At 76.2% G+C, this 21,520-nt stretch carries 20 protein-coding genes; 10 read left to right on the forward strand and 10 right to left on the reverse strand.

Annotated features, from left to right (window positions below; all coding sequences use genetic code 11):
- Positions 1 to 80: 80 nt before the first annotated feature.
- Together Q7T67_RS19940 and Q7T67_RS19945 are read right to left on the reverse strand one after the other, a co-directional pair.
- Complete coding sequence (locus Q7T67_RS19940; protein WP_304794087.1) at positions 81 to 1,604, reverse strand: VWA domain-containing protein; 1,524 nt, start codon at positions 1,602 to 1,604, stop codon at positions 81 to 83.
- Positions 1,605 to 1,646: 42 nt separating this feature from the next.
- Positions 1,647 to 2,549 (reverse strand): MoxR family ATPase, encoded by a 903-nt coding sequence (locus Q7T67_RS19945; RefSeq protein ID WP_304794089.1) that lies wholly within the window; start codon positions 2,547 to 2,549, stop codon positions 1,647 to 1,649.
- Positions 2,550 to 2,678: 129 nt separating this feature from the next.
- Between Q7T67_RS19945 and Q7T67_RS19950 the strand changes: the two genes are divergently transcribed.
- A complete protein-coding gene (locus tag Q7T67_RS19950; protein WP_304794092.1) occupies positions 2,679 to 4,058 on the forward strand; it encodes a glycosyltransferase family 87 protein in 1,380 nt (459 codons plus the stop codon).
- A gap of 119 nt (positions 4,059 to 4,177) precedes the next feature.
- Positions 4,178 to 4,474, forward strand: coding sequence for a hypothetical protein (locus tag Q7T67_RS19955; RefSeq protein WP_304794095.1), 297 nt, complete (start codon positions 4,178 to 4,180; stop codon positions 4,472 to 4,474).
- A gap of 39 nt (positions 4,475 to 4,513) precedes the next feature.
- Here Q7T67_RS19955 and Q7T67_RS19960 read toward each other — a convergent pair whose 3' ends face one another.
- The 5 genes from Q7T67_RS19960 to Q7T67_RS19980 all read right to left on the reverse strand — a co-directional run bounded on the left by Q7T67_RS19960 (position 4,514) and on the right by Q7T67_RS19980 (position 9,375).
- Positions 4,514 to 5,812, reverse strand: a complete 1,299-nt coding sequence (locus Q7T67_RS19960; protein ID WP_304794097.1) for a hypothetical protein — start codon at positions 5,810 to 5,812, stop codon at positions 4,514 to 4,516.
- A complete protein-coding gene (locus Q7T67_RS19965) occupies positions 5,809 to 6,237 on the reverse strand; it encodes a hypothetical protein (RefSeq protein WP_304794100.1) in 429 nt (142 codons plus the stop codon). The genes Q7T67_RS19960 and Q7T67_RS19965 overlap by 4 nt, the downstream gene beginning before the upstream one ends.
- Positions 6,234 to 7,421 carry an ArsA family ATPase gene (locus Q7T67_RS19970; protein WP_304794102.1) on the reverse strand — a complete coding sequence of 396 codons (1,188 nt, stop codon included), beginning with the start codon at positions 7,419 to 7,421 and terminating at the stop codon, positions 6,234 to 6,236. Before Q7T67_RS19970 ends, Q7T67_RS19965 begins: the two co-directional genes overlap by 4 nt.
- A 52-nt stretch (positions 7,422 to 7,473) precedes the next feature.
- Positions 7,474 to 8,823, reverse strand: coding sequence for a D-glucuronyl C5-epimerase family protein (locus tag Q7T67_RS19975; RefSeq protein ID WP_304794105.1), 1,350 nt, complete (start codon positions 8,821 to 8,823; stop codon positions 7,474 to 7,476).
- A 132-nt stretch (positions 8,824 to 8,955) separates the two neighbouring features.
- Positions 8,956 to 9,375 (reverse strand): hypothetical protein, encoded by a 420-nt coding sequence (locus Q7T67_RS19980; protein ID WP_304794108.1) that lies wholly within the window; start codon positions 9,373 to 9,375, stop codon positions 8,956 to 8,958.
- A gap of 92 nt (positions 9,376 to 9,467) precedes the next feature.
- Between Q7T67_RS19980 and Q7T67_RS19985 the strand changes: the two genes are divergently transcribed.
- The 3 genes from Q7T67_RS19985 to Q7T67_RS19995 all read left to right on the forward strand — a co-directional run bounded on the left by Q7T67_RS19985 (position 9,468) and on the right by Q7T67_RS19995 (position 12,920).
- On the forward strand, positions 9,468 to 9,965 hold the full coding sequence (locus Q7T67_RS19985; protein ID WP_304794111.1) for a PadR family transcriptional regulator: 498 nt from the start codon (positions 9,468 to 9,470) through the stop codon (positions 9,963 to 9,965).
- Positions 9,966 to 10,102: 137 nt separating this feature from the next.
- On the forward strand, positions 10,103 to 12,133 hold the full coding sequence (locus tag Q7T67_RS19990) for a 3-hydroxyacyl-CoA dehydrogenase/enoyl-CoA hydratase family protein (RefSeq protein WP_304794114.1): 2,031 nt from the start codon (positions 10,103 to 10,105) through the stop codon (positions 12,131 to 12,133).
- Positions 12,134 to 12,140: 7 nt separating this feature from the next.
- The gene (locus tag Q7T67_RS19995; RefSeq protein ID WP_304794117.1) at positions 12,141 to 12,920 is read left to right on the forward strand and encodes a Sir2 family NAD-dependent protein deacetylase; all 780 of its coding nucleotides are present in this window, start codon (positions 12,141 to 12,143) and stop codon (positions 12,918 to 12,920) included.
- A 112-nt stretch (positions 12,921 to 13,032) separates the two neighbouring features.
- On the opposite strand, the gene Q7T67_RS20000 is transcribed toward Q7T67_RS19995, so the two are convergent.
- Together Q7T67_RS20000 and Q7T67_RS20005 are read right to left on the reverse strand one after the other, a co-directional pair.
- Positions 13,033 to 13,926, reverse strand: a complete 894-nt coding sequence (locus Q7T67_RS20000) for a hypothetical protein (protein WP_304794120.1) — start codon at positions 13,924 to 13,926, stop codon at positions 13,033 to 13,035.
- 2 nt (positions 13,927 to 13,928) lie between these two features.
- Positions 13,929 to 16,430, reverse strand: a complete 2,502-nt coding sequence (locus Q7T67_RS20005) for a lytic murein transglycosylase (RefSeq protein WP_304794123.1) — start codon at positions 16,428 to 16,430, stop codon at positions 13,929 to 13,931.
- Positions 16,431 to 16,678: 248 nt separating this feature from the next.
- Between Q7T67_RS20005 and Q7T67_RS20010 the strand changes: the two genes are divergently transcribed.
- Positions 16,679 to 17,095, forward strand: coding sequence for a hypothetical protein (locus tag Q7T67_RS20010; protein WP_304794126.1), 417 nt, complete (start codon positions 16,679 to 16,681; stop codon positions 17,093 to 17,095).
- Between the two features lie 93 nt (positions 17,096 to 17,188).
- On the opposite strand, the gene Q7T67_RS20015 is transcribed toward Q7T67_RS20010, so the two are convergent.
- Positions 17,189 to 17,983: a hypothetical protein gene (locus Q7T67_RS20015; RefSeq protein WP_304794129.1), complete on the reverse strand. Its 795-nt coding sequence runs from the start codon at positions 17,981 to 17,983 to the stop codon at positions 17,189 to 17,191.
- A gap of 27 nt (positions 17,984 to 18,010) precedes the next feature.
- Here Q7T67_RS20015 and Q7T67_RS20020 point away from each other — a divergent pair, with 27 nt between their 5' ends.
- Genes Q7T67_RS20020 through hpt form a run of 4 tightly spaced genes read left to right on the forward strand, consistent with a single transcriptional unit; the run spans position 18,011 to position 21,446 of the window.
- Positions 18,011 to 18,457 carry a hypothetical protein gene (locus tag Q7T67_RS20020; protein ID WP_304794131.1) on the forward strand — a complete coding sequence of 149 codons (447 nt, stop codon included), beginning with the start codon at positions 18,011 to 18,013 and terminating at the stop codon, positions 18,455 to 18,457.
- Positions 18,458 to 18,493: 36 nt separating this feature from the next.
- Positions 18,494 to 19,876 (forward strand): adenylate/guanylate cyclase domain-containing protein, encoded by a 1,383-nt coding sequence (locus Q7T67_RS20025; RefSeq protein WP_304794134.1) that lies wholly within the window; start codon positions 18,494 to 18,496, stop codon positions 19,874 to 19,876.
- Positions 19,873 to 20,844 carry an ATP-binding protein gene (locus tag Q7T67_RS20030; RefSeq protein WP_304794136.1) on the forward strand — a complete coding sequence of 324 codons (972 nt, stop codon included), beginning with the start codon at positions 19,873 to 19,875 and terminating at the stop codon, positions 20,842 to 20,844. The genes Q7T67_RS20025 and Q7T67_RS20030 overlap by 4 nt, the downstream gene beginning before the upstream one ends.
- Before the next feature lie 53 nt (positions 20,845 to 20,897).
- The gene (gene hpt, locus Q7T67_RS20035) at positions 20,898 to 21,446 is read left to right on the forward strand and encodes a hypoxanthine phosphoribosyltransferase (RefSeq protein ID WP_370695430.1); all 549 of its coding nucleotides are present in this window, start codon (positions 20,898 to 20,900) and stop codon (positions 21,444 to 21,446) included.
- Positions 21,447 to 21,520: the final 74 nt, after the last annotated feature.

Below are 21,520 nucleotides of genomic sequence, written 5' to 3' on the forward strand. Positions count from 1 at the left end.
CCGGCGGGCGGCCCCGCGCCCGGTGCCGCGCCACCGCCCGTCCGTGGACTGCCGCGCGGGCCGCGCCCGGCCCGCTCCGCCTACCGCTGCCCGGTGACCGCGCTGGTGGTCAGCGCGGTGACGAAGGCCTCGAGCTGGTCGCTCGTCCAGCACTCGTGGACCTCGCAGTACGGCGCGTACCGCGAGATCACGGAGTCGCCGTAGTCCCAGTAGAGCGCGGGCTCGGGGTTCAGCCAGAACGCGCGGCCGGCGCGGTCGGCGATCTGGGCGAAGGCGGCCTCGGCCGGGTCGCGGCCGTTCGTGCGGGCGTCGCCCAGGACGATCACCGTCGAGCGCGGGTTCAGGTCGTCCTGCGTCTGCTCGAGGAACTCGCGCCAGACCCGGCCGTAGTCCGTGTAGCCCGTCACGTCGGCGACCCCGGCGTCGCGGCCGATGGCCTGCGAGACCTTCTCGAACTCGCGCTCGCGCTCGAACAGCTCGGTGACCTCGGAGATCCGCTCGACGAAGACGAACGAGCGCATCTTGCGGAACGCGTCGTGCAGGGCGTGCAGCACGGAGAGGAAGAACAGGGACGCGCTGGTGACGGAGGTCGAGACGTCGCAGAGGACGTAGATCTCGGGACGCCGCGGCCGGATCGCGCGCTCCTTGACGACGACGGGGACCCCGCCCGTCTGCAGCGACGCACGCATCGTGGCGCGCAGGTCGACCTGGGTGCGGCGGCGCTGGCCGCGCAGCTCGTGGCCCTGGGTGTTCAGGCGCCGCTTGAGCTGGCGGACGACGCGATGGATGTCGGCCAACGACTGGCCGGCGCCCGTGGGCAGCGCGCGGTCCATCTGGTTCAGGGCGCGGGCGGGCGGCAGCTCGCCGAGCCGTTCGATCCGGCGGCGCTCGAGCTCGCGGCGCAGCGCCTGCTCGAACTCGCGGATCCCCTCGCGGGGGAGGCCCTTGCGGCGCGGGTCGTCCTCGGGGGCCTCCGGGTCCGCGTCCGGCTTGAGGTCCAGCGCACGCCGGATCCGCTGCACGTCGACGCCGACCACGCCGGTGTCGTTGACGTGCCCGCCGACGCTGCCGATCGCCAGGGACGCCAGGTCGCCCATCTGCCCGCTCGCGCCGTCGGCGATCGCCCGCGCGATCAGGTCGCGGACCGCGTCGAGGTCGGGAGGGCCGCCGTCACCGTCGCCGGCCTGGTCCCCGTCGACGCCCTCGCCGTCCCCGCCCGTCTCCTGGTCACCGGACTGCTCCGCGTCCTCGTCGGGCGCGCCCGACGCGTGGCGCACGGCCTCGAGCTCGGCGGCGCGGAAGAAGAAGCGGTCGAAGACGAGCTCGAAGACGTGGCGGTCCTCCGGCGACTTGGCCAGGGTCGCGGAGAGCGTCTCGCGGAACGCCTCGCGGTCGCCCCACCCCACCGCACCCAGCGCGACGGTGGCGTCGATCAGCTCGCTCGTGCCGACCGCCATCCCCTCGCCGCGCAGCTCCTCCGTGAAGACGACGAGCTGGCCGGCGAGGCCGCCGGGCACCTGGCCGTCGGGGACGTCGGCGTGGATCGCCGCGCGGCGCAGCTGACGCGGGGTGAGGGCCTTCGGGGGCTTGGGCGGGGGAGGCACGAGGGGCTCGGGCGTGGCACGGCGGCCGGCGGGCCGCCGGCCTCAGCCGGCGCTCGCGGAGGCCTGCGGCAACCGCAGGCCGACGCGCTCGGCGACGAGGTCGAGGTCGGTGCGGTGCTTGACGATCACCGACAGGGTGTCGCGGAAGACGTCCTGGTCGATGTCGTCGGCGCCCAGCAGGAGCAGCGCGCGGGCCCAGTCGATCGACTCGGCGATCGACGGCGGCTTCTTCAGGTCGAGCGCGCGGATCTCCGCGATCACCTCGACCAGGCGGCGCGAGAACGACGCCGACAGCCCGGGCACCCGGCCGCGGACGATCGCCAGCTCGTGCTCCAGTTCGGGGTAGTCCAGCCAGAGGTAGAGACAGCGGCGCTTGAGCGCCTCGGTCAGCTCGCGCGAGTTGTTCGAGGTCAGCAGCACGATCGGCTGCGACGTCGCCTCGATGCGGCCGAGCTCCGGGATCGTGATCTGGAAGTCCGACAGCAGCTCGAGCAGCATCGCCTCGAACTCTTGGTCGGTCTTGTCGATCTCGTCGATCAGGAGGACGACCGGGGTGGGGCTGGCGATGGCGCGCATCAGCGGCCGCTCGAGCAGGAAGTCGTGCCCGAAGACGTCGCCATGGGCGTCGGCCTCGGACTCGACACCCGGACCCGCGGCGGTCCGCGCCTGGATCGCGAGCAGCTGCTTGCGGTAGTTCCACTCGTAGAGCGCCTTGGCCTCGTCGAGGCCCTCGTAGCACTGCAGCCGCACGAGGTCGCGGCCCAGGACCTCGGCCAGCGCCTTGGCCAGCTCGGTCTTGCCGACGCCGGCGGGGCCCTCGACGAGCACCGGCTTGTCGAGCTGGACCGCCAGGTGGGAGACGAGCGCGGTGCGCGTCCCCGGCAGGTACCCGACGCTCCGCAGGGCGGAGGCGAGCTCGTCGACGGTCTCGGGGGCGGCGGTCACGATCCTCCGCATCATAGGACCCGCGCCCCGGGGTCCCGGCCCGCGGCGCGCGGCCGGTGGGACGACAGGGGGGCCCGGGGCGACGCGGGCGCGCCCGGAACCCCCGGCGCGCTGTGGAATGCTCCGGCCGTGCGCGCCGTCCTCCTCCGCGAGGGGCCCGCCCGGTGGTGGGTGCTCGCGGCGCTCGTGCTCGGGGCGGCCTCCCTGCCCCTCGGGCACGCGCTCGCGTTCGACGCGTCGGCGTGGGTGGTCTGGGGCCGCGAGGTCTGGAGCCTCGACCTCGCGACGGGCGCCGGGCCGTCCTGGAAGCCGTTCCCCGTGCTCTTCACGGCCCCGTTCGCGCTCCTCGGCGACGGGGCGGCCGGCGCCTGGCTCGTCGTGGCCCGCGCCGGTGCGCTGCTCGCGGTCGTGGGCGCGGCGCGCCTGGCGACCCGGGCCGCCGGGCCGTGGGCCGGCCTCGTCACCGTCGCGACGCTCGTCCTCTCGCCGTGGTGGCTGCTCAACGGCGCGCTGGGCAACGCCGACCCGATCCTCGGCGCCCTCGTCGTCTGGGCGATCCTCCTCGCGCAGGACGGACGCCCGCGGACCGCCTTCCTGCTGACCGCGACCGGGGCGCTGATCCGTCCGGAGGCGTGGCCGTTCGTCGCCGCGCACGCCCTGTGGCTGATCCGCCGGGGGGACCTGCGCCTCGGCCCGGCGCTCGGCGCGGGGGTGGGCGTCCTGGCGCTCTGGGTCGTGCCCGACCTCCTCTCCTCCGGGCTGGACTCCACGACGGGGGCGACGGGGACGGCCAGCGCGGGCTCGGCGGCCAACACGTCGTTCCCGTTCGGCACGGTCCTGCGCGACCTGGGCGAGCAGGCGCCCTGGGTCGGGCTCGTCGCCGCGCTGGCCGGTGCGTGGGCGGTGCGCCGCGGGCGTCCCGGCGCGGTCGCGGTCGCCGGGGCCGGCGGAGACCGGGAGGACGGGGCCGGCGCCGGGACGCCCGTGCCGCTCGCCGCCCGCCCGGTCGCGTGGCTCGCCCTGGTCCTCGCCTACGCGCTGCTGGTCGCCGTGATGGCGCAGGTCGGCTTCGCCGGCAACCCCCGCTACCTCGTCCCGGGGCTCGTCCTCCTCGGCGCCGTCGCCGGCACCGTCGTGGCCGTCGTGCCGCCGGACGGGGTGCTGCGGCTCCCAGGTCTCCCGTCCGCGGTCCCCGGCCGGGCGGTCGCCGGGGTGCTCGTCGTCCTGGCGCTCCTCGTCACCGGGGTGGGGGACGTCCGCGGGCAGGCCGAGGCGCTCGACGACCGGGCGGCGCTCCGGCGCGGCCTGTTCGACGCGGTGGAGGAGCGTGGCGGGCCGGACCGGATCGCCCGGGGGACCCGGGTGCGGTCGGGCTCCGCCGACCTGCGGTCGCTCGTCGCGGAGGCCCTGCACGAGTCGATCCCCGCGGCGCTGACGCGGCCCCGCAGCGGCGACCTGGTCGCCCGCCCGGCGGGCGGCGGGCGCTGGTCGCTGACGCCGGTGCCCTGACGGCCGACGACGGCTCGAGGGCGTCGGCCCGCTGAGTCCCGACGGCCCCGCCGCGCCCGCCACGGACGCCGCACGCACGCCCGTCGCACGTGCCCCGGCTCCTGTGGGATCCTCGGGGCGTGTCCTGGCTCCCGCTCGCGGTCTCGATCCCCGCGCAGACCGTCGTCGTGCTCATGGCCGTCGCGATGGTGCTCGCGGTCCTCGGCCACATGACGCGCGTCCGCGGTCTGCTGGCCACCGGCATCCTGCTGCTCTTCGTCGCGACGTTCGGGATGATCCTCGGCGGCTTCGGCGCCTGGCAGGACGCACCCGGCCCGGCGCCCGACACGCTCCGCCCGACGCAGCTGCCGCTCGACGGCGGCTCGGTCGGCGACGCGCGCGAGGACGCCGAGCGCCGCGTCGACGAGACGCCCTGACCCGAGGAGCGGTCGGGCGAGCGCCCGCCCGACCGGGGTTCAGGAGCCGTCGCGACGGCGCCTGAAGCCGCGCCGCGGCCGGTCGCCCTCGGGCGCCCGCTGCGGGACGTCGTGGTGGCGCGTCACGTCGGTGTCGTCGCGGTCCGCGTCCCGCTCGGCGGCCGGCGGCAGGGCGCGCGTCGGGTCGGCGGCGCCGTCCCAGGAGACGACGTGCGCGGCGTCCCGGCCGGCGGTGCGGTCCGTGCCGAGGACCCGGGTCGGGTCGTCCTCGGGGCGGCCGTCCGCGCGGGTCCGCTCCTCCGCGACGTAGCCGGCCGCACGACCCGGACCCGTGTCGGCGGGCCGGAACGCGACGCGCGTCGGATCGTCGGCCGCGTCGGGACCGCGGACGTCGTCCTGCCGGGTGGCGTCGCGACCGACGTCGTCCGGGGCGGATCCGTCGTCGCGTCCGGCCGGGCCGGGGTCCCGGGAGATCGCCCGCGTCGGGGCCTCCGGGGGGACGGGGCGCCGCCGGGACGGGGGATCGCGGGGCGGGGCGGGCTCGGGGCTGTCGGGATCGTCGAACGACCAGGACCGGGCCCGCGACGGGGCCTCGCGAGGAGCCGCGTCACCGCCGGGGCGCGGGTCCGGCACGGCGTCGGGCGAGGGCACCGGGACGCCGGACCGGGCGGGACGCTCCGCGACGGCGGACGGCTCGCGCTCTCCGGCCTGCGCACCGGCACCGCGAGGCCCGTCCCAGGTCGGCCGGTCGGTCACCGGGACGACGTCGGCCGGGTCGACGACGGGACCGTCGGGCACCACCGGTGCGGCGACCCGACGCTCGGCGTCGCGACGCCGCTGGTCCAGGCCCGTGGCGAGCAGCAGCCCGACTGCGGCGAGCGTCGCGAAGATGCCCCACGAGAGCCCGACGAGGGTCGCGGTGGCGCCGTCCGTCCCACCCTCCGGCCGGTCGAACAGCCGGTAGACGATGAGCAGGCCGAGCCACCCCGCGGCCCCCGTGACCACGGTCCCGTCGCCGGCGGGGAGACTGAAGCTGCGCTCCGTCGCGCGGGCCCAGACGAGCGCGAGCACCGCGGCCGCGACGAGCAGCACGGCGGCCTCGACGAACGAGAAGGCGGAGATGCCGGACATCGTCCCCTGGACGACCGACGCGGGACGGCCCCGGGTGGCGGGGAAGGCGACCTCCGTCGAGTACCAGGGGGCACCCAGGCTGACCAGGACGACGAGCGCCGCGGCGGCCGTGCGCTGCTGGGCCGCGCCGAGGTCGAGGAACGACCGCACCAGGCCGGAGCGGGCGGGCGGCCGCCGGCGCGAGGATCGGGGGGCGGGGGAGCTCACGAGCCGATCGGGATGTCCTCGACCCGCGGGACCGGCGGCGCGCCGGCGGCGGCGGCGCGCGGGCCCGCCGGCGTCTCGAGCTCCAGGCGGTCCACCCACCAGTCGATGATCGCCCGGACGAGCAGCAGCAGCTGACGCAGGACCTCGGTGACCTGGCCGCGCAGCTCGTCCGGCACGAGCTCGCGCAGCGCCCGCACGAGCTCGGCGAGCGCGTGGACCTCGTCGGCGCGCGCGCCGCGGTCCTCGGGGGTGGCCCAGCCGCTGGGCGGGGTCGAGCCGTCCGACGCGGCGGCCCGGGCCTCCTCGGACTGCGCGTGCAGGCGCTCGGCGGCCTCCTTCGTCGCCAGGATCCGTTCGCGCAGGTCGGCGATCGCGGAGGCCGCGTCGTCGTCGGGGGAGGGGATCGTGGCGGCGGGGTCGGTCACTGGGCCTCGGTGCTCGGCGGGGGACGGAGGGTCACGTCGAGGACCCCGTCCCGGAGCGTCGCGCCCGTCGGACGATAGTGCGCGATGGCCGGGGGCAACAGCACGGCGCGCCGGCGGCCGGCCACCTCGACCACGAGCTCGTCGCCGGACCGCCGCAGCGCGACGTCGTCGCGGTCCACCAGCGGCACGGCGATGCGCAGCCGCGCCCCGTCCTCGTCGATCTGCAGCTCCTGGGCCAGGCCGGCGTGCAGGACCGCCTCGGGACGGTGCTCGGCGTAGAGCGCGTCGCCGAGCCGGTCGAGCGCGTCCGTGCCGACGACCTCGCGGTCGAAGAACGGCGCGCGCAGGATGGGCAGCGGCGCGAAGGCCTCCTCGATCTCGCGCAGCTGCTCCTGCTGCTGGGCCCGCCACCCCGCGAAGTACGGCCCGACGTCGTCGGGGAAGAGCCGGTTGACGACGACCGCGTCCGTGGCGACCCCGTGCAGCCCGAGCGCGGTGTAGGTGCGCCGCGCCTCGGCGACGACGACGCTGTCGGCGGTCGTGACCAGGCGCATCGACACGTGCTCGTGGTCCAGGAACAGGGCGCGCATCTGCAGCAGGCTCTCCATCAGGCGACCGACCTCGTCCAGCACGGTGCGGTCGGGCAGCGTGATGTCCAGGAGCGCACGGGCGAGCGGGCGGACGGTGCCCAGCAGCTCCTCCTGCCGCGGGACGACCCGGTGCAGCCACCAGTGCGCGAGGTCCGGGAACGACAGGAGCCGCAGGGTCTCGGCCGTCGGGGCGCAGTCGACCACGATCACGTCGTGCGTCCCCGCCTCCCGCAGCTCGACGAGCCGCAGGAGGCTCAGCAGCTCCTGCAGTCCGGGCGGCACGCTCAGCTCCTCGGCGGAGATGCGGTCGACGCCGCGGCCGACGAGCGTGCGGGACGCCCACGCGCGGACCGCGCTCCAGTGGCGGGTCAGCTCGGCGCGGTCGTCGAGCTGCAGCGCGTCGAGGCCGGGGGCCAGCGCGGTGGGGGCGGCGCCGATCGGGGCGCCGAGCACGTCGGCGAGGCTGTGGGCCGGGTCGGTCGACACGACGAGCACCCGCCGGCCGTCCGCGGCGATCCGCCGCGCGGTGGCGGCGGCGACCGACGTCTTGCCGACGCCGCCCTTCCCGGTGTAGAGCACGATCCGCGTGGCCATCGGCCCGCGAGCGTACCCGCGACCGACGGACCCGATGCGCTGCGCCGGGCGATCAGGGCTGGCTGACCGCGGGATCCGCGACCGCCGCGCCGGTGTCGCGCGTCGCGTCGTCCGCCCCCCGGACGCGCTCGGCGGACCGGGCGGAGAGCTTCGCGCGGGTCTTCGGACCGCTCGGGGTCAGGGTCAGGTCGCGGGTGAAGCGGTCGGCCATCGCGCAGTACGGCGCGGCCGGGGCGGGGGGCTGGGCCCCGGCGACGGGCTGCCCGGCGGCGAACGCCCCGGCGTCGGCGGTCAGCACCTTGCACAGCCCGCGCAGGTTGTCGCGGGAGAGCAGGTGGTAGCTCGGGGTCTCCTTCGCCCCGCCGACGTTGTACCGCGCCCAGGTGCCCAGGTCGTACGAGGGCAGCTCGGCCCGGAGCTGCCGCTCCGCGCGGACGTAGAGCGCGTTGACCTTGCCGTCCTGTGTGGCGGCTGCGACCTCGTGCAGCGCCGAGACGGTCTGCGAGAACGCGTTGAGGACCCGCGTCTTCGCGAACGTGTAGAGCAGCAGGTGGTCGCCGGCGGTGCCCTTCAGCCGCGCGCCGGTGGGCGTGCTGCGACGCAGCAGCCCGACCGACCGCAGGGCGGTGTCGCGGTACTTCGGGTCGCCGAGCTTCGTGGTCGTGCGGACGAGGGACTGCATCGCGGTGGCCTGCGCCATCCCGGAGCCCCAGGGCGGCTTGCCGCCGCCGAAGTCGAAGAGGTACTGCCACGCGGGGCCGCCGGCGCGGTCCGACGCCAGGCGCAGCGCCTCGTCCTGGATCGCGCGGAGCTGCTCGAGCTTGGCGGGCGTCGTGGTCGTCGCCAGCGCGTTGGCCAGCCCGAACGTGGCGAGCCACTGGATCTGCAGGCCCTCGCCCTTGTAGTACTGCCACGTCAGCGGGCTGCCGGGGACGATCGGCCGCGAGCGGTCGCCGGGCGCGGCCTTCGTGGCCCACCACTCGCGGTTGACCTGCAGCGTGAGGAAGACGCTCGGGGCCAGCGACGCGGTCAGGTCGCGCTCGGCGGCGATCGTCTCGGTGTTCTGCGCGACGCCCTGCAGCTCGGTCCTCGCGGTGCCCTTCGGGGCGGCCTTCGCCCGGGCGACGACGTCGCGGTAGAGGGTCCGCCACTCCGACCGCTGCGCCGCGGTGATGTCCCCGGCGAGCTGCAGCTTGCGCAGCTCGCCCTCCACCGTGTACCTGGGCTTCTTCGGCTTCTTCTTCGCGGGCTTCTTCGCCGACGGCTTCTTCGTGGCGGCGTCCGCCGGGGCGGCCCCGAGCGGGCCGGGACCGGGCAGGAGCGCCGGTGCGGCGACGCCGAGGACGAGGGCGGCCGCGACCGCCGGGACGGTCCGGCGACGGGCGGGTGCGGGGGAGGACACGACCAGCGATGGTAGGCACGCGCCTCGGGCATCCGCGCAGGTTCGGTTGCGCCGGTGGCCGGACCCGCGGGGCTCCCGGCGCGTGCCCCGGCGGCCCCCGACCGCCCGCGGAGGTCGCCCCGGAGGAGCGCCTCAGGCGTCCGCGATGCTGCGGATCAGCTCGTCGACCTCGGCCTGGAAGTCGCCCTCCGGCTGGCCCTTGCGCCGCCGCCGGGCCTGCCGGGCCCCGACGATCGCCTCGACCTCCGCCCGGACCTCGGTGTCGACGTCCGTGCGCCTGGAGGCCGACAGGAGGTCGCGCATCTCGGCGTCGATGTCGCCGGGCGTCTCGCCCCGGGCGATCCGCCGGCGGTTGCGGGCCTCGAGCATCTGGCGCACCTCGTCCTCGCGCATCTCGGGCGTCTCGACGCCCGGATCCCCGGTCGAGGCGGTGAACGCGTTGCCGCCGATCGAGCTGTGCGGTGGCGCGCCCCCGAAGATGAACGTGCCGATCGCGATCAGGCCCGAGATGGCCACTACGGAGAAGATCACGATGCCGAACGCCGACTGCACCCGTCCAGTGTGCCCCACGGAGGGGCCGCCGGGGGGCATCCGGCCGCGACGGACCCTGGTCGGAGGGCGCCCGCGCCTGCGATGCTGGGTCCGTGGCCGCGGACACCCCCACCACGGAGCGTCGCCGGCAGGCCCGCCAGGCGGCCCGCGAGGCCGCGCGCCAGGCCGTCGGTCCGGGCGCCGAGGCCCCGGCCGAGGAGTCGACCCCGGGGCGGGGCGGCCGTCCGGCGGGCCCCGGCGACCCGCTCTCGGGCGCGCTGCGCCGCGCGGGACTGGTCCGGCTGCTGGTGCTCCAGCTCCTGGACGGCGAGGAGCCGGCCTACGGCAACCGGCTGATCGAGCGCATCCGCGAGCTCTCCGGGGGCCTCGTGACGGTCAACCCGAACACGATGTACCCGCTGCTGCGCCGGCTGGAGGACGAGGGCCTGGCGGTCGGGGAGTGGGAGCACCCCGTCCGGCGGTCGCGGCGCTTCTACCGGATCACCGACGCCGGGGCCGCCGAGCGCGAGACGCTCCGCGACGACGTGCTGCCGACGCTCGACGAGGTCGCCGACGCGGTCGCGAGCCTCCGTCGCGAGCTCACCGGGTGAGGCCCTCCGACGCCCGTCCCGGGGCCCCTCGCGGCCGACGGATCGGGCAGGGGCCCCGCTAGGCTCCCTGGCCTCCGGCGGCGCGCCCAGCGGCGCCCCCGGCCCCCGCATCCGAGCTCAGGAGCAGTCCAGCCGCCATGTCCTTCGTTTTCAAGGCCGCCGTCGTCGGTGCCGGCACGATGGGCGGGCAGATCGCGCAGACGATCGCCGCCGCCGGGATCGACGTCGTCCTCAAGGACGTCAAGCAGGAGCTCGTCGACCACGGCATCGCCGTCGCGACCGGGGTGACCGAGAAGCAGGTCGGCCGCCTGGTCAAGAAGGGCAAGCTCTCCGAGGAGGACGCCGAGGCGCACGTCGCCGAGGTCGTGGGCCGCATCGAGGGCACGCTGAGCTACGACTCCTTCGGCGACGTGGACTTCGTCATCGAGGCCGTCCCGGAGAAGCTCGAGATCAAGCAGGCCGTCTTCGCCGAGCTCGACGCCGTCACGCCCGGCCACGCGATCCTCGCCTCGAACACGTCGGGTCTCGCGATCTCCGACATCGCCGTCGCGACCGTCCGCCCGGACAAGGTCGTGGGCACCCACTACTTCTTCCCGGCGTCGGTCATGCCGCTGCTCGAGATCGTGGAGGGGGACCTGACCTCCCCCGAGACGATCGCCACGACCTACGCCTTCGCGCAGGCCACGAAGAAGCAGCCGATCGTCGTCGGCGAGGGCCCGGGCTTCACGGTCAACCGCATCCTCGCCGCCTCGATGTCGGAGATCTTCCGCGCGCAGCAGGAGCAGGGCCTCTCGATCCAGAAGATCGACGACGGCCTGAAGGGCAAGGCGCTGCCGATGGGCCCGTTCTTCCTGATGAACTCGCTGGGCCTGGACCCGTCCCTGCACCTGCAGGAGCAGATGGTCGAGGAGGTCGACGAGGGCGACACGTCGACGTCGGCGCGCTTCTTCAACCACGCCCGGCAGACGGAGCTCGTCGCCCAGGGCGACCTCGGCGCGAAGACCGGCGACGGCTTCTACAAGAAGGACGGCTCGTCGAACGTCGAGGGCGACGCCGATCCCGACATCGACCAGCTCGTGAACCTGTCGCACCTCGCGATGGTGCGCGAGGCGCTGCTCCTGATCGAGGACGGCGACGCGACGGTCCGCGACGTGGACCTCGGCATGGCCGCCGGCACGGGGCTGGACCCCAAGCGCGGCATCATGCCGCCGCTCCTGAAGTGCGACGTCGAGGGCCTCGACGTGGTCCTCGAGCGCTTCGAGACCGCCGCGGAGGAGCACGGCGACCGCTTCGACGCCCCGCCGACGCTGCGCCGCCTCGTGGCCCAGGGCCGCCTGGGCCAGAAGTCCGGCCAGGGCTTCTACGCCTACCCGCAGTACGACGACACGCAGGTCGCCGAGACGGTGAAGCTCGAGACCCGCGAGCACGGCGTCGTCATCGCCTGGCTCGACAACCCGCCCGTCAACTCGATCTCGCCGGCGGTCGTCCAGGATCTCCAGAAGGTCTGGGACCACGTCGAGCAGGACGGCACCACGCGCGCCGTCGTCTTCGCCTCGGCCTCGCCGATGTCGGCCGTCTTCTCCGCGGGCGCCGACATCAAGGCGTTCACGCAGATGGACGCCGACCAGGGCCGCGAGCTCATGGACCAGGCGCACAACGTCTTCCGGCGCTTCGGGCACTCCTCGATCGTCACGGTCGGCGCGATCAACTCGATCGCGTTCGGCGGCGGCTCCGAGCTGGCGCTCGCCATGGACGTGCGGATCGCCGCCCAGTCCGCCGCCTTCGGCCAGCCCGAGATCAAGCTCGGCCTGATCCCGGGCTTCGGCGGCACGCAGCGGCTGCGCCGCCTCGTGGGCCAGCCCAAGGCCCTCGAGCTCAACCTCGTCGGCGACCCGATCCTCGCCGACGAGGCCTACGCCCACGGCCTCGTCAACACCGTGGTCCCCGACCACGAGCTGCTCGACGTCGCGCTGAACTGGGCGCGCCGCCTGGCCGGCCAGGCACCGCTGGCGGTCGAGAAGATCAAGCAGGTCTCCGACGTCGCCGACCTCGTCGACGGCATCCAGGCGGAGAAGGACGCGTTCGCGGACATCTTCGCCACCGACGACGCGTCCGAGGGCATCAGCGCGTTCCTCGGCAAGCGCGACGCCCGCTGGACCGGGAAGTAGCTCCGCGATGAGCACCACGACCGGCACGGACGGGCACGACCGCCTCGCGCGGCTCGTCGCCGACGCCGGGTCGGTCGTGGCGCTCACGGGGGCCGGGATCTCCGTCCCCTCGGGGATCCCGGACTTCCGCAGCCCCGAGACCGGGTTGTGGGCGAACGTCGATCCGATGACGATCGCCCACGTCGACGTCTGGCGCGCGGACCCCGTGCGGTTCTGGGCCTACTACGGCGAGCGCTTCGCCCGCCTCGGCGGCGTGCAGCCCAACGACGCGCACCGGGCGCTGGCGGAGCTCGAGCGGCGCGGCCGGCTGCAGGCGGTCCTGACCCAGAACATCGACGGGCTGCACGAGCGGGCGGGGTCCACCGACGTCGTCGAGCTGCACGGCTCGATCGCCGGGTGCCACTGTCCCGCCTGCGGTGCGCGCGAGCCGCTGAAGACGGTCCTGCGGCTGATCGCGGACGCCGACGACGGGGTGCCCCGGTGCGCCGTGTGCGCGGGGGTGCTGAAGCCCGACGTCGTGCTCTTCGGCGACATGCTGCCCGTCGATGCCGAGTACCGCTCGCGGAGCCTGGCGGGCACCTGCGACCTGCTGCTGTGCATCGGCAGCTCGCTGCAGGTCTGGCCCGTCGCGGGTCTGCCCGAGCGGACGCTGGAGGCCGGCGGCGCGGTCGCGATCGTCACGGCGAGCGCGACGCCCTACGACGACGCGGCGGCGGTGCGCCTCGGGGGCGACGTGGTCGACGAGCTCCAGGGGCTGCTCGCCGCGTTGGACCGCCTCGGAGCCTGAGCCGCGGCCGGGGCGCGGCCGGAGCCGCGCGCCGCTGCACCCTCGACCCGGACGTCGGCCGGATCCGCCGCTGGTCGGCGGCAGTACGCCCCGACGGTCGGTCGACCCGGGGTCAGCCCGGCGGCAGCGGCCCGAGCCGCTCGCCGACGCGGCGCCCGCCGGCCCTGCGGGCCAGCGCCGTCGCGACGGCCTGCAGCACCGCGCGGACGACGGCGTCCTGCGCGTCGTCGAGCCCGCCGCGGACGGCCGCGGACGCCGCGTCGGCGACCTCGGGCCGCGCGAGGCGCAGCCCCGCGATGGCCTCGTCCAGGTGCGGGGCGGCGCGCCAGGGCTCGAGCTCGGCGATCGCCGCCTCCAGCGCCATGCGCAGGCCGAGGGCGGCCTCGCGCACGCGGCCGTCCGTCAGGTCCTGCCGGGCGCGCAGGGTCAGCACCTCGGCGGCCAGGACGGCGTCCCGCCCGCTCAGGAGCTCCGCGAGGCGCTCGTCCGAGCTGGTGCCCGTCGCGGCGCGGCGCAGCCGGGGTGCACCCCCCGGCCCGACGGGGACGGTGCGCCCGGACGTCCAGCGCCCGTAGGCGCCCTCGGCGCCGGTCCCGAACGCGATCGTCGCGCGCGTCAGGTCGCGGGGGCGCACGATCCGCGCGTCGGGGTCGGCCGCGGCGACGGCGGCGAGGTGCAGCAGGCGGCGCAGGACCTCGAGCGCCTCGGTGACCGCCGCGGACCCGTCGGCCCGGGCGAGCCAGCGCTCCGGGTCGCGGGCCTCGAGCGGGTCCGCGTCGACGACCGTCAGCTTGGTGGCGAGCTGGACGGCCTCCTCGTCCGGTGCGCCCCGGATCCGCCGGAAGCGCCGGCGGGGTCGCTCCGTCGTCTCGACGACGACCACCGCGCGGGCGCGGTTGGCGTGCCCGCGCACCGTCCACCGACCGTCGCCGAGGTCGACCTCGCCCGGGACCTCGACCTGGACGATCCGGAAGAGCTCGACCTCGGCCTCGGCCTGGTCGGCCACGCTCAGTCGCCGGCCGCGCGGGGGCCCCGCGCCTTGACCGCGTACTTCGAGGGGGTCTCGAGCACGGTGGGGTTGTCGATGTCCGCGATGCGGTCGATCAGCTTGATCCACTGCCCGGGCTTGAGGACCTGCGCGACCTGGGCGCCGAGGGCGCCGCCGCCCGTCACCGTCGGGCGGAACCCGACGTGGATGTGGTCGTCGTGGTCGGGCATGTAGATCGTGTTGTCCGCACCCTGGAAGGTCATCAGCGAGATGATCTGGTGCGGCTCCAGCGTGCCCTGCAGGCCGAGGAGGATCCGGATGGTCTGCTCGGTGATCGAGCCGGGGCCCTGCGTGTCCTTCGTGATCCGGATGCCGTTGACCGACGAGATGTCGACCGCGTTGCCCGAGTCGTGCTCGGAGACGTTGCCCGACGACGTGATCGCGCCGGCGCGGGCGAGCGACGACACGCCGATGCGCAGGCCGCTGGCGGTCAGGTACGAGAGGGTGGCGAGCACGCGCCGGTCGATCGCCCCGGCCTCGATCTGGCGGCGGCCGGCCTCGTAGATGTCGAGACCCCGGTCCGCGAGCACGCGCTCCTGCAGCTGCTGCTTGCTCATGAGCAGGATCTGGCCGGCGGAGGCGCCGTCCGTGGTCCGGAAGAGGGCCGAGGAGGCCTTGGCCCGGTAGACGGTGGTGGACTCGAGGAGCTTCCAGCCGTCGAGGATCGGCTTGGGGTCGACGCGCGGGGCGCCCTTGCCGGCGGGCCGGACCTCGAACTGCAGGTGCGGCGAGCTCTCGGCGTCCGTCTTCCCGATCCGGCCGAGGATCGTGCCGGCCATGACGCGCGAGCCCTTGCGTAGCCGCTCGAGCTGGACGTCGTCCTTCGTCAGGCCGTGCAGCGTGGAGAGGTAGCTCGAGAAGGTCGCGTCGTCGGCGTGGGCCTGGTCGAGCTGGTCCGCGCCGCCGTGCTTTCGGGCCTCGGGCCGGCCGGGGTTGGCGAACACGGGCTCGCCGCCGGCGGTCGGTGCGACGGGCCCCTGCGGGGCGGCGACGGCGGGGTCGCGGGCGACGGAGCTGCCGGCGCTGTCGGCGGCCTGGCGGCCGGCGGACGCGGCCTCGGTCGGCGCCGGGTCCTTCGCGGCCGCGGCCGCCTTCCGGGCCAGGTCGGACGCCGTGGTGGTGGTGTCCTCCTTGGCGACGGGGTGCAGCGGCGAGACCTTCTTCAGGTTGCCGTACGTGTAGGTGTTGCCGTAGGCGTCCCGCAGACGGACGAAGCGCCCGAGCCGCGCGCTGCGGCCGATCTGCGTGACGGTGCCGTCCTGGACGGCGACGGCGGGCGCCCCGGCCTTCGCGAACAGGTCGATCGACGAGCGGGAGGCGTCGGACTCGACCGCCTTGGCGGCGTTGCCCCCGGTGGTCCTCGTGCGGGCCTTGCGGTTGCTGTCGTCGCCGACGTACTGGGTCTTCGCGGCGACGGGGAAGACGCCCTGGGTCAGCCCGGTGAGCGACCCGACGAGGTCGTCCGGCAGGCCGGACACCAGGCGCGCCCGGAGCATGACCTGGTCGACGTACCAGTCGGCGTGGTTGTAGGCGAAGACGGCCTTGCGCAGGGACTTCTGGCCCCCGGCGGCCCGCAGGTACCGGGCCGCGGCGAAGATCGCGTCGACCGGGTTGTACGGGTCGGCCTTCCCGTCGCCGTTGGCGTCGACCCCGTAGGCCTTCCAGGTCGACGGCATGAACTGCATCCAGCCCCGGGCGCCGGCGGAGGAGACGGAGAGGTTGCGACCGTAGTCCGTCTCGATCTCGTTGATCGCGGCGAGGACCTCCCAGCGGATGCCGTACTCGATGCCGGCGGCCTGGTAGATCGGCAGCAGGAACGGCGGGATCCGGAACTTGTCGATGAAGAAGTTCGGGACGCCGACCGGCGCGGCGCCCGGGAGGACCTCGGAGAAGGTGGGGTCCGACGGGTCGGGCAGGTCGGCGGCGCGATCGGACCCCGAGGCGTCGGTCGGGTCCGCGGTGGGGGCGGGCGTCGCGGCGGTGCTGCGGCGCTTCTTCGCGCGGGTGACCTTCCGGCCGTCCGTGCGGGCCTTCCGCTCGGCCGCGGCCGCGGCCTCCTGGGCCTTCTCGGTCGCCTCGCGGCCGCTGCCGCCGCTGTCGTCGCCGACGGAGTCGTCGGCCAGGGCGGCCTTCTCGGCCGCGGTCGGGGCGGTCGTCGTGCCGGCCGGCGGCACCGGCCCGGTGGTCGTCGTGGCGGCGGGGTCCGTCGGGGCGGCGGCCGGAGCCGTCGCGGCGTCCGCGTCGCGCACGGCGACGACGGGAGCGCCGAGGTCCGGCAGGGGGATCTGCTCGACCGGGGTGCCTGGCGGCACGTCGACCTGGACCACGACGGTCCGGCCGCCCGCGAGGGTGACGTCCAGCGTGCGCGCCTCGGCGCCGGCCTGGACCGTGGCGCCGAAGCCCGCGGCGACGACACCGGCGGCGGAGAGCCCGACGAGGAGCTTGCGTGTCGACAACGGCATGGTGCGGTCCGGCCTCCTCAGCGCGCCGCGGCGCGACACAGATTCGCGCACAGTACCACGGGTTTCCGGCGTTTCGCGCACCGCGGCGGGGCCCGTCCGGCCTGCCGGGCGGGGCCGCGCGACGACGTACGCGGACGTGTCCGGGCGCACGAGACGATGGACTAGGGTGCGGGACCCGGCGACCCTGCGGACGGCCACCCCGTCCGCCCGCCCCTCCACCGACGCCCGACAGCAGAGGCCGCACGCGCATGACCGACGACCAGTCCCCGTCCTCGAAGGACCTCCGCGACCGCGTGAGGGGCGCCAGCGAGGAGACCATCGGCAAGCTCGCCCAGGAGCTGCTCGGCAACCCCATCGTCACCGGCGCCGTGCAGCGGGCCATGGACGTCCGTGAGCGCGCGACGCAGGCCCAGGAGGCCGCGTTCGGCGCCCTCAACGTCCCGACGGCGGCGGACATCGAGCGCCTGACGCGCCGGGTGCGCAACGTCGCCCAGCGCCTCGAGTCCATCGAGGACGCGGTCGACCGGGTCGACGAGCGCCTCGGCTCGATCGCCGACAAGGATCCCGGCGCACCGAACGAGAAGGCCCTGGCCGACCTCGCGAAGCGCCTCGACGCGATCCAGTCGTCGATCGACGCCCTCGCGAAGGACCAGAAGAAGGGCTGAGCCGGAGGCGGGTCCGCGCCCGGAGCGTGCGTCCGCCCCGCCGGGTCGCCCTGCGGGTGCGTCCGGCCCGCGGCCTCGCGGGCCGGGCGGACCTCAGTCCCGGGCCACGGCCTCGACGCCGAGCGCGGCGGCCGCCGCGAGGCCCACGGCGCGCCACCACGCGCCCCGGGCCTCCTCCTCCTCGTCCGCGTGCGGGAACGCGAGGACGACCGCCGCGGGCACGCCCAGGCGCTCCGCCGCCGCGAGCACCGCCGCGCTCTGCCGGTCCACCGCCCCGGCTCCCCGGTGGAGCGGGGGCGGCGGGCCGCCGTCGGCGGGCAGCAGGTCGACGGACACCACGCCGGTCTCCCGCAGGCCGAGCCCGCGGAGGCGATCGAGCAGGCCCCCGTCCGGGCGCACCTCCTCGCCCGGCGACCGACCGAGCGCCGCGGACGTCCCGTCGTGGGAGACGGCGAAGGAGACGGCCCGGAGCGCGGCCGGGGCGGACGAGGGACCCGTGGCCGCGTCGGACGCGGCCGGCTCCTCGGCCGGCTCCTCGGTCGGGTCCGCTCCGCGCCCCCCGGGGCCCGGAGGAGCGACGCCGGGGCCCGCCGGGACGGCGGAGCCCGCGCGCACCACGCGGCGCACTCCTGCGTCGACCGCCTCGCGGAGCACCGCGGCGGCGCTCGGCCCGCCCGTGCCGGTCGACAGGACGCTGAGCGGCGCGTCGTCGGACGCCGTCCCGGTGTAGCCCCACAGGCCGCGCGCGTGGTTGCTCATGAGCGGTGGGCGGGCGAGCAGGACCTGGGCGAGCGCGAGCGCCCGCCCGGGGTCGCCGACGAGGATCGCCCGGTCCGCGACGGGATGGCCCACGCGGAGCAGCGGCGGAAGCGTTCGGGTCGGGGTCACGGGCGCGGCCGAGGATAGACTGGCCGCGTGGACACGGACCCCTCGAGCGACGCGATCGACCCGGCGCCCGTGCCCGGTGCCGCACCCGAGGGCCCGGGCGACCCCGGCACCAGCCGCTCCGCGCGCGTCGAGGCCGTCCGGCGTGCGATGGACCAGGCGCTCCAGGCCACCGCCGGGGCCCCGGCGTCCACGCGCGCGCGGGCCCAGGACCTCGCGGACGAGCTGGGTTCCGTCGTCACGCGCGTGCGTGGAGCGCTCGAGGACCTCAGCGCCGCCGGCACCTCGCAGGCCGGCGTGCTGGCCGACGAGGTGCAGCAGGTCGTGGGTCGCCTCGGGCGCACCCTCGACGACGTGCGCCCCGCGACCGGGGACGATCTGCGCCGGCTCGACGAGCGGCTCGCCCGGATCGAGGCCCGCCTGGACCGGATCGAGGGCGAGGAGGGGCGCGGTGCCGGCCCCTCCGCGACGCCGTGAGGCGACTCGGGTTGACGCCGCGGGCGTCGGGCGGGTATGACTGACACCGACGACAGAGCCTCCGGCCAGAACGTGGGTGAGCAGTCACCTGCGAGGCGCCGCCCCTTCCTGGGACGAGCGCCGAGGGCCGACGATGCGGGTCGAGACACCCGCGGGCGGCGGGGCCCGAGAGGGTCCCGCCGCCACACTTCGCAGGCCGGGCCCGACGTCGAGGCGCAGGACGATCCCCGCGACCTCGGCCGGGCCCGCGTCGCCGAGCTCGTCGGGGTCTCGGAGGGCACGCTGCGGCGCTGGGTCGGGCTCGGTCTGGTCCCGCTGGAGGACGGCGCGTGGACGGCGGCGTCGCTGAACCACGCGCGCGTCGTCCAACGACTGCGGTCGAAGGGCCGCTCCCTGTCGGACATCGCGCTCGTCGCCGAGCGCAACGGCTCGGTCCTCGACTACCTCGGGGGCCTGCTCGCGCCGGCCACGCGGCACGTCACGCCCGAGGAGGTCGCGGAGCGGACCGGGCTGGAGCCCGCGCTGGTCCGGCGCGTCGGGGAGGCCTTCGGCTTCAGCGCCCAGAGCGTCGAGCGGATCGCGGCGGACGACGTCCGGCTGTTCGAGCACGTCGCCACCGCGCTGGACGCGGGCTTCCCGCTGGTGGCGCTGCTGCAGCTCGCCCGGATCTACGGCCAGGCCCTCGGTCGCGTCGCCGACGCCGAGGTCCGGATGTTCCGCCTCTACGTGCGCGACCCGCTGATCCGCGAGAACGCGTCGGCGCTGGAGGCCGCGGAGGCGGTCGCCGAGCTGGCCTCGCACGTCATGCCGCTCGCCGACCGGCTGATCGAGGACGTCCACCGGAGGTCCCTGCACTGGTTCATCGAGCAGGACGCCGTCAGCCTCGTCGAGCAGGCGCTGGACGAGGACGCGCTGCTGGGCCTCGGCCGGCTGCGGGTCACCATCGCCTTCGCGGACCTCGCGGGGTTCACCCGCCTGACCGAGGAGCAGGGCGACGAGGAGGCCGTCGACGCCGTGGAGCGCTTCGTCGACGCGGTCGACGCCTCGCTGCCCGACGACGCCCGGATCCTGAAGACGATCGGCGACGAGGTCATGGTGATCGCGGACGCCGCGGCCGGCCTCGTGGACTGGGCCGTCGAGTTCCAGGCCCGCCAGCCCGCCGGCCCGCGGACCCGGATCGGCATCCACGAGGGCGAGGTCCTCTTCCGCGACGGCGACTACTTCGGCCGCGAGGTCAACCGGGCCGCCCGGGTCGTCGCGCGCGCCGGGCCGGGCGAGGTCCTCGTCACGGACGCGATCGCCGCGCACCCCGTGCGGCAGGTCGCCTACGACCCGATCGGCGACGTCCGGCTCAAGGGCTTCAAGGCGCCGACGGCGCTCTACGTCGCCCGGCGGCGCGCGGGCTCCGGGCCGGCGTGAGCACCGACGTCGCGGGGCGGGTCGCGGCGCTCGGGCTGCTCGGGGCCGGGGAGCCCGTCGTCGTCGCGTTCTCGGGCGGGCGGGACTCGCTCTGCCTGCTGGACGTCGCGGTGGGCCTGGCGGGTCCGGGCGCGGTGCTCGCCGTCCACGTCCACCACGGGCTCCGGGGGCCCGACGCCGACCGGGACGCCGTGTCGGCCGCGGCGACGGCCGGGCGGGTGGGCGCCGCCGTCCGCGTCCGTCGGCTGACGGTGCCGGGGACCCTGCGTGCCTCCGGCTCCTCCCCGGTCGGGTGGGCCCGCGACGCCCGGCGCGAGGCGCTCCGTGCCGCGGCGGACGCCTGGGCCGGTCCCGGCACGCGGGTGCTCGTCGGCCACACCGCGACGGACCAGGCGGAGACCGTGCTGCTGCGGGCCGTCTCCTCCCCGGGGACCCGGTCGCTCTCGGGGATCGCCCCGCGCGACGACCGCCGCGGCGTGCTGCGGCCGCTGCTGGAGGCGGGCGTGACGCGGGGGGAGGCGGGCGACTGGTGCACGGCCCGCGGCCTGCGCTGGAGGGACGACCCGACGAACCCCGGGACGCCGCGGGGCCGGGTCCGCGCGCTCCTGCCGCAGCTCGAGCGCATCGACGCGCGGGCGGTGGCGGCGCTCGGGCGCACCGCGGCCCTGGCGCGGGAGGACGACGACGCGCTGGTGGTCGCCGCGAGCGCCCTGGTCGGGCCGGAGGGCGACGTCGCCCTGCGGGCGCTGGGCGCGGCGCCCGTCGCGGTCGGCCGCCGCGTGCTCCGGCGCCTGGCCGAGGACGCCGTCGGTGCACCGTGTCCGCGCGTCGGGGCCCGGCTGCCCGACGTGCTCGCGCTCCGACCGGAGGGCGGCGGGACCGCGGCGCTCGACGTGGGCGACGGGGTGCGGGTGCTCGTCCGGGCCGGTCGGCTGCGCTGCGCCGCGTCGCCGCCACGGGAGGGCTGACGCGCGGGCGGCGGCGGCCACCGCCCCCCGGCCGTCGCCTACACTCCCGCCCCGTGCGCGACCCGAACATCGGTGAGATCCTGATCCAGGCCGACGAGCTGCAGGCCCGGATCGCCGATCTCGGCGCCGAGATCAGCCGGGACTACGAGGGTCGCGAGATCCTCATCGTCTGCGTGCTGAAGGGCGCGGTGCTCTTCGTCGCCGATCTCATGCGGCAGGTCACGGTGCCCGTGGAGGTCGACTTCATGGCCGTCTCGTCCTACGGCTCGGCCACGCGGTCCAGCGGCGTCGTCCGGATCCTCAAGGACCTCGACGCGTCCATCGAGGGCAAGAACGTCCTCATCGTCGAGGACATCGTGGACTCCGGCCTGACGCTCCAGTACCTCATGCGCAACCTGCGCTCGCGCGGGCCCGCGTCGATCGAGGTCTGCTCGCTGCTGACGAAGCCGAGCCGCCGCGAGGTCGAGGTGCCCATCCGCTACACCGGCTTCGAGCTGCCCGACCGCTACGCGGTCGGCTACGGCCTGGACCTCGCCCAGCGCTACCGCAACCTGCCCTACGTCGCGGCGCTCACCGACGCCGCGATCGCCGCCGCCGGCTGACGGAGCACGGTCCCGCCCCGACGCGGGACGGGTCGCCGGGACCGGCGACCGCGGCCCCACCGGCGCGGCCTGCC

The sequence above is a fragment of the Patulibacter sp. genome (genome assembly GCF_030655195.1).
Classification (GTDB): Bacteria; Actinomycetota; Thermoleophilia; order Solirubrobacterales; family Solirubrobacteraceae; genus Patulibacter.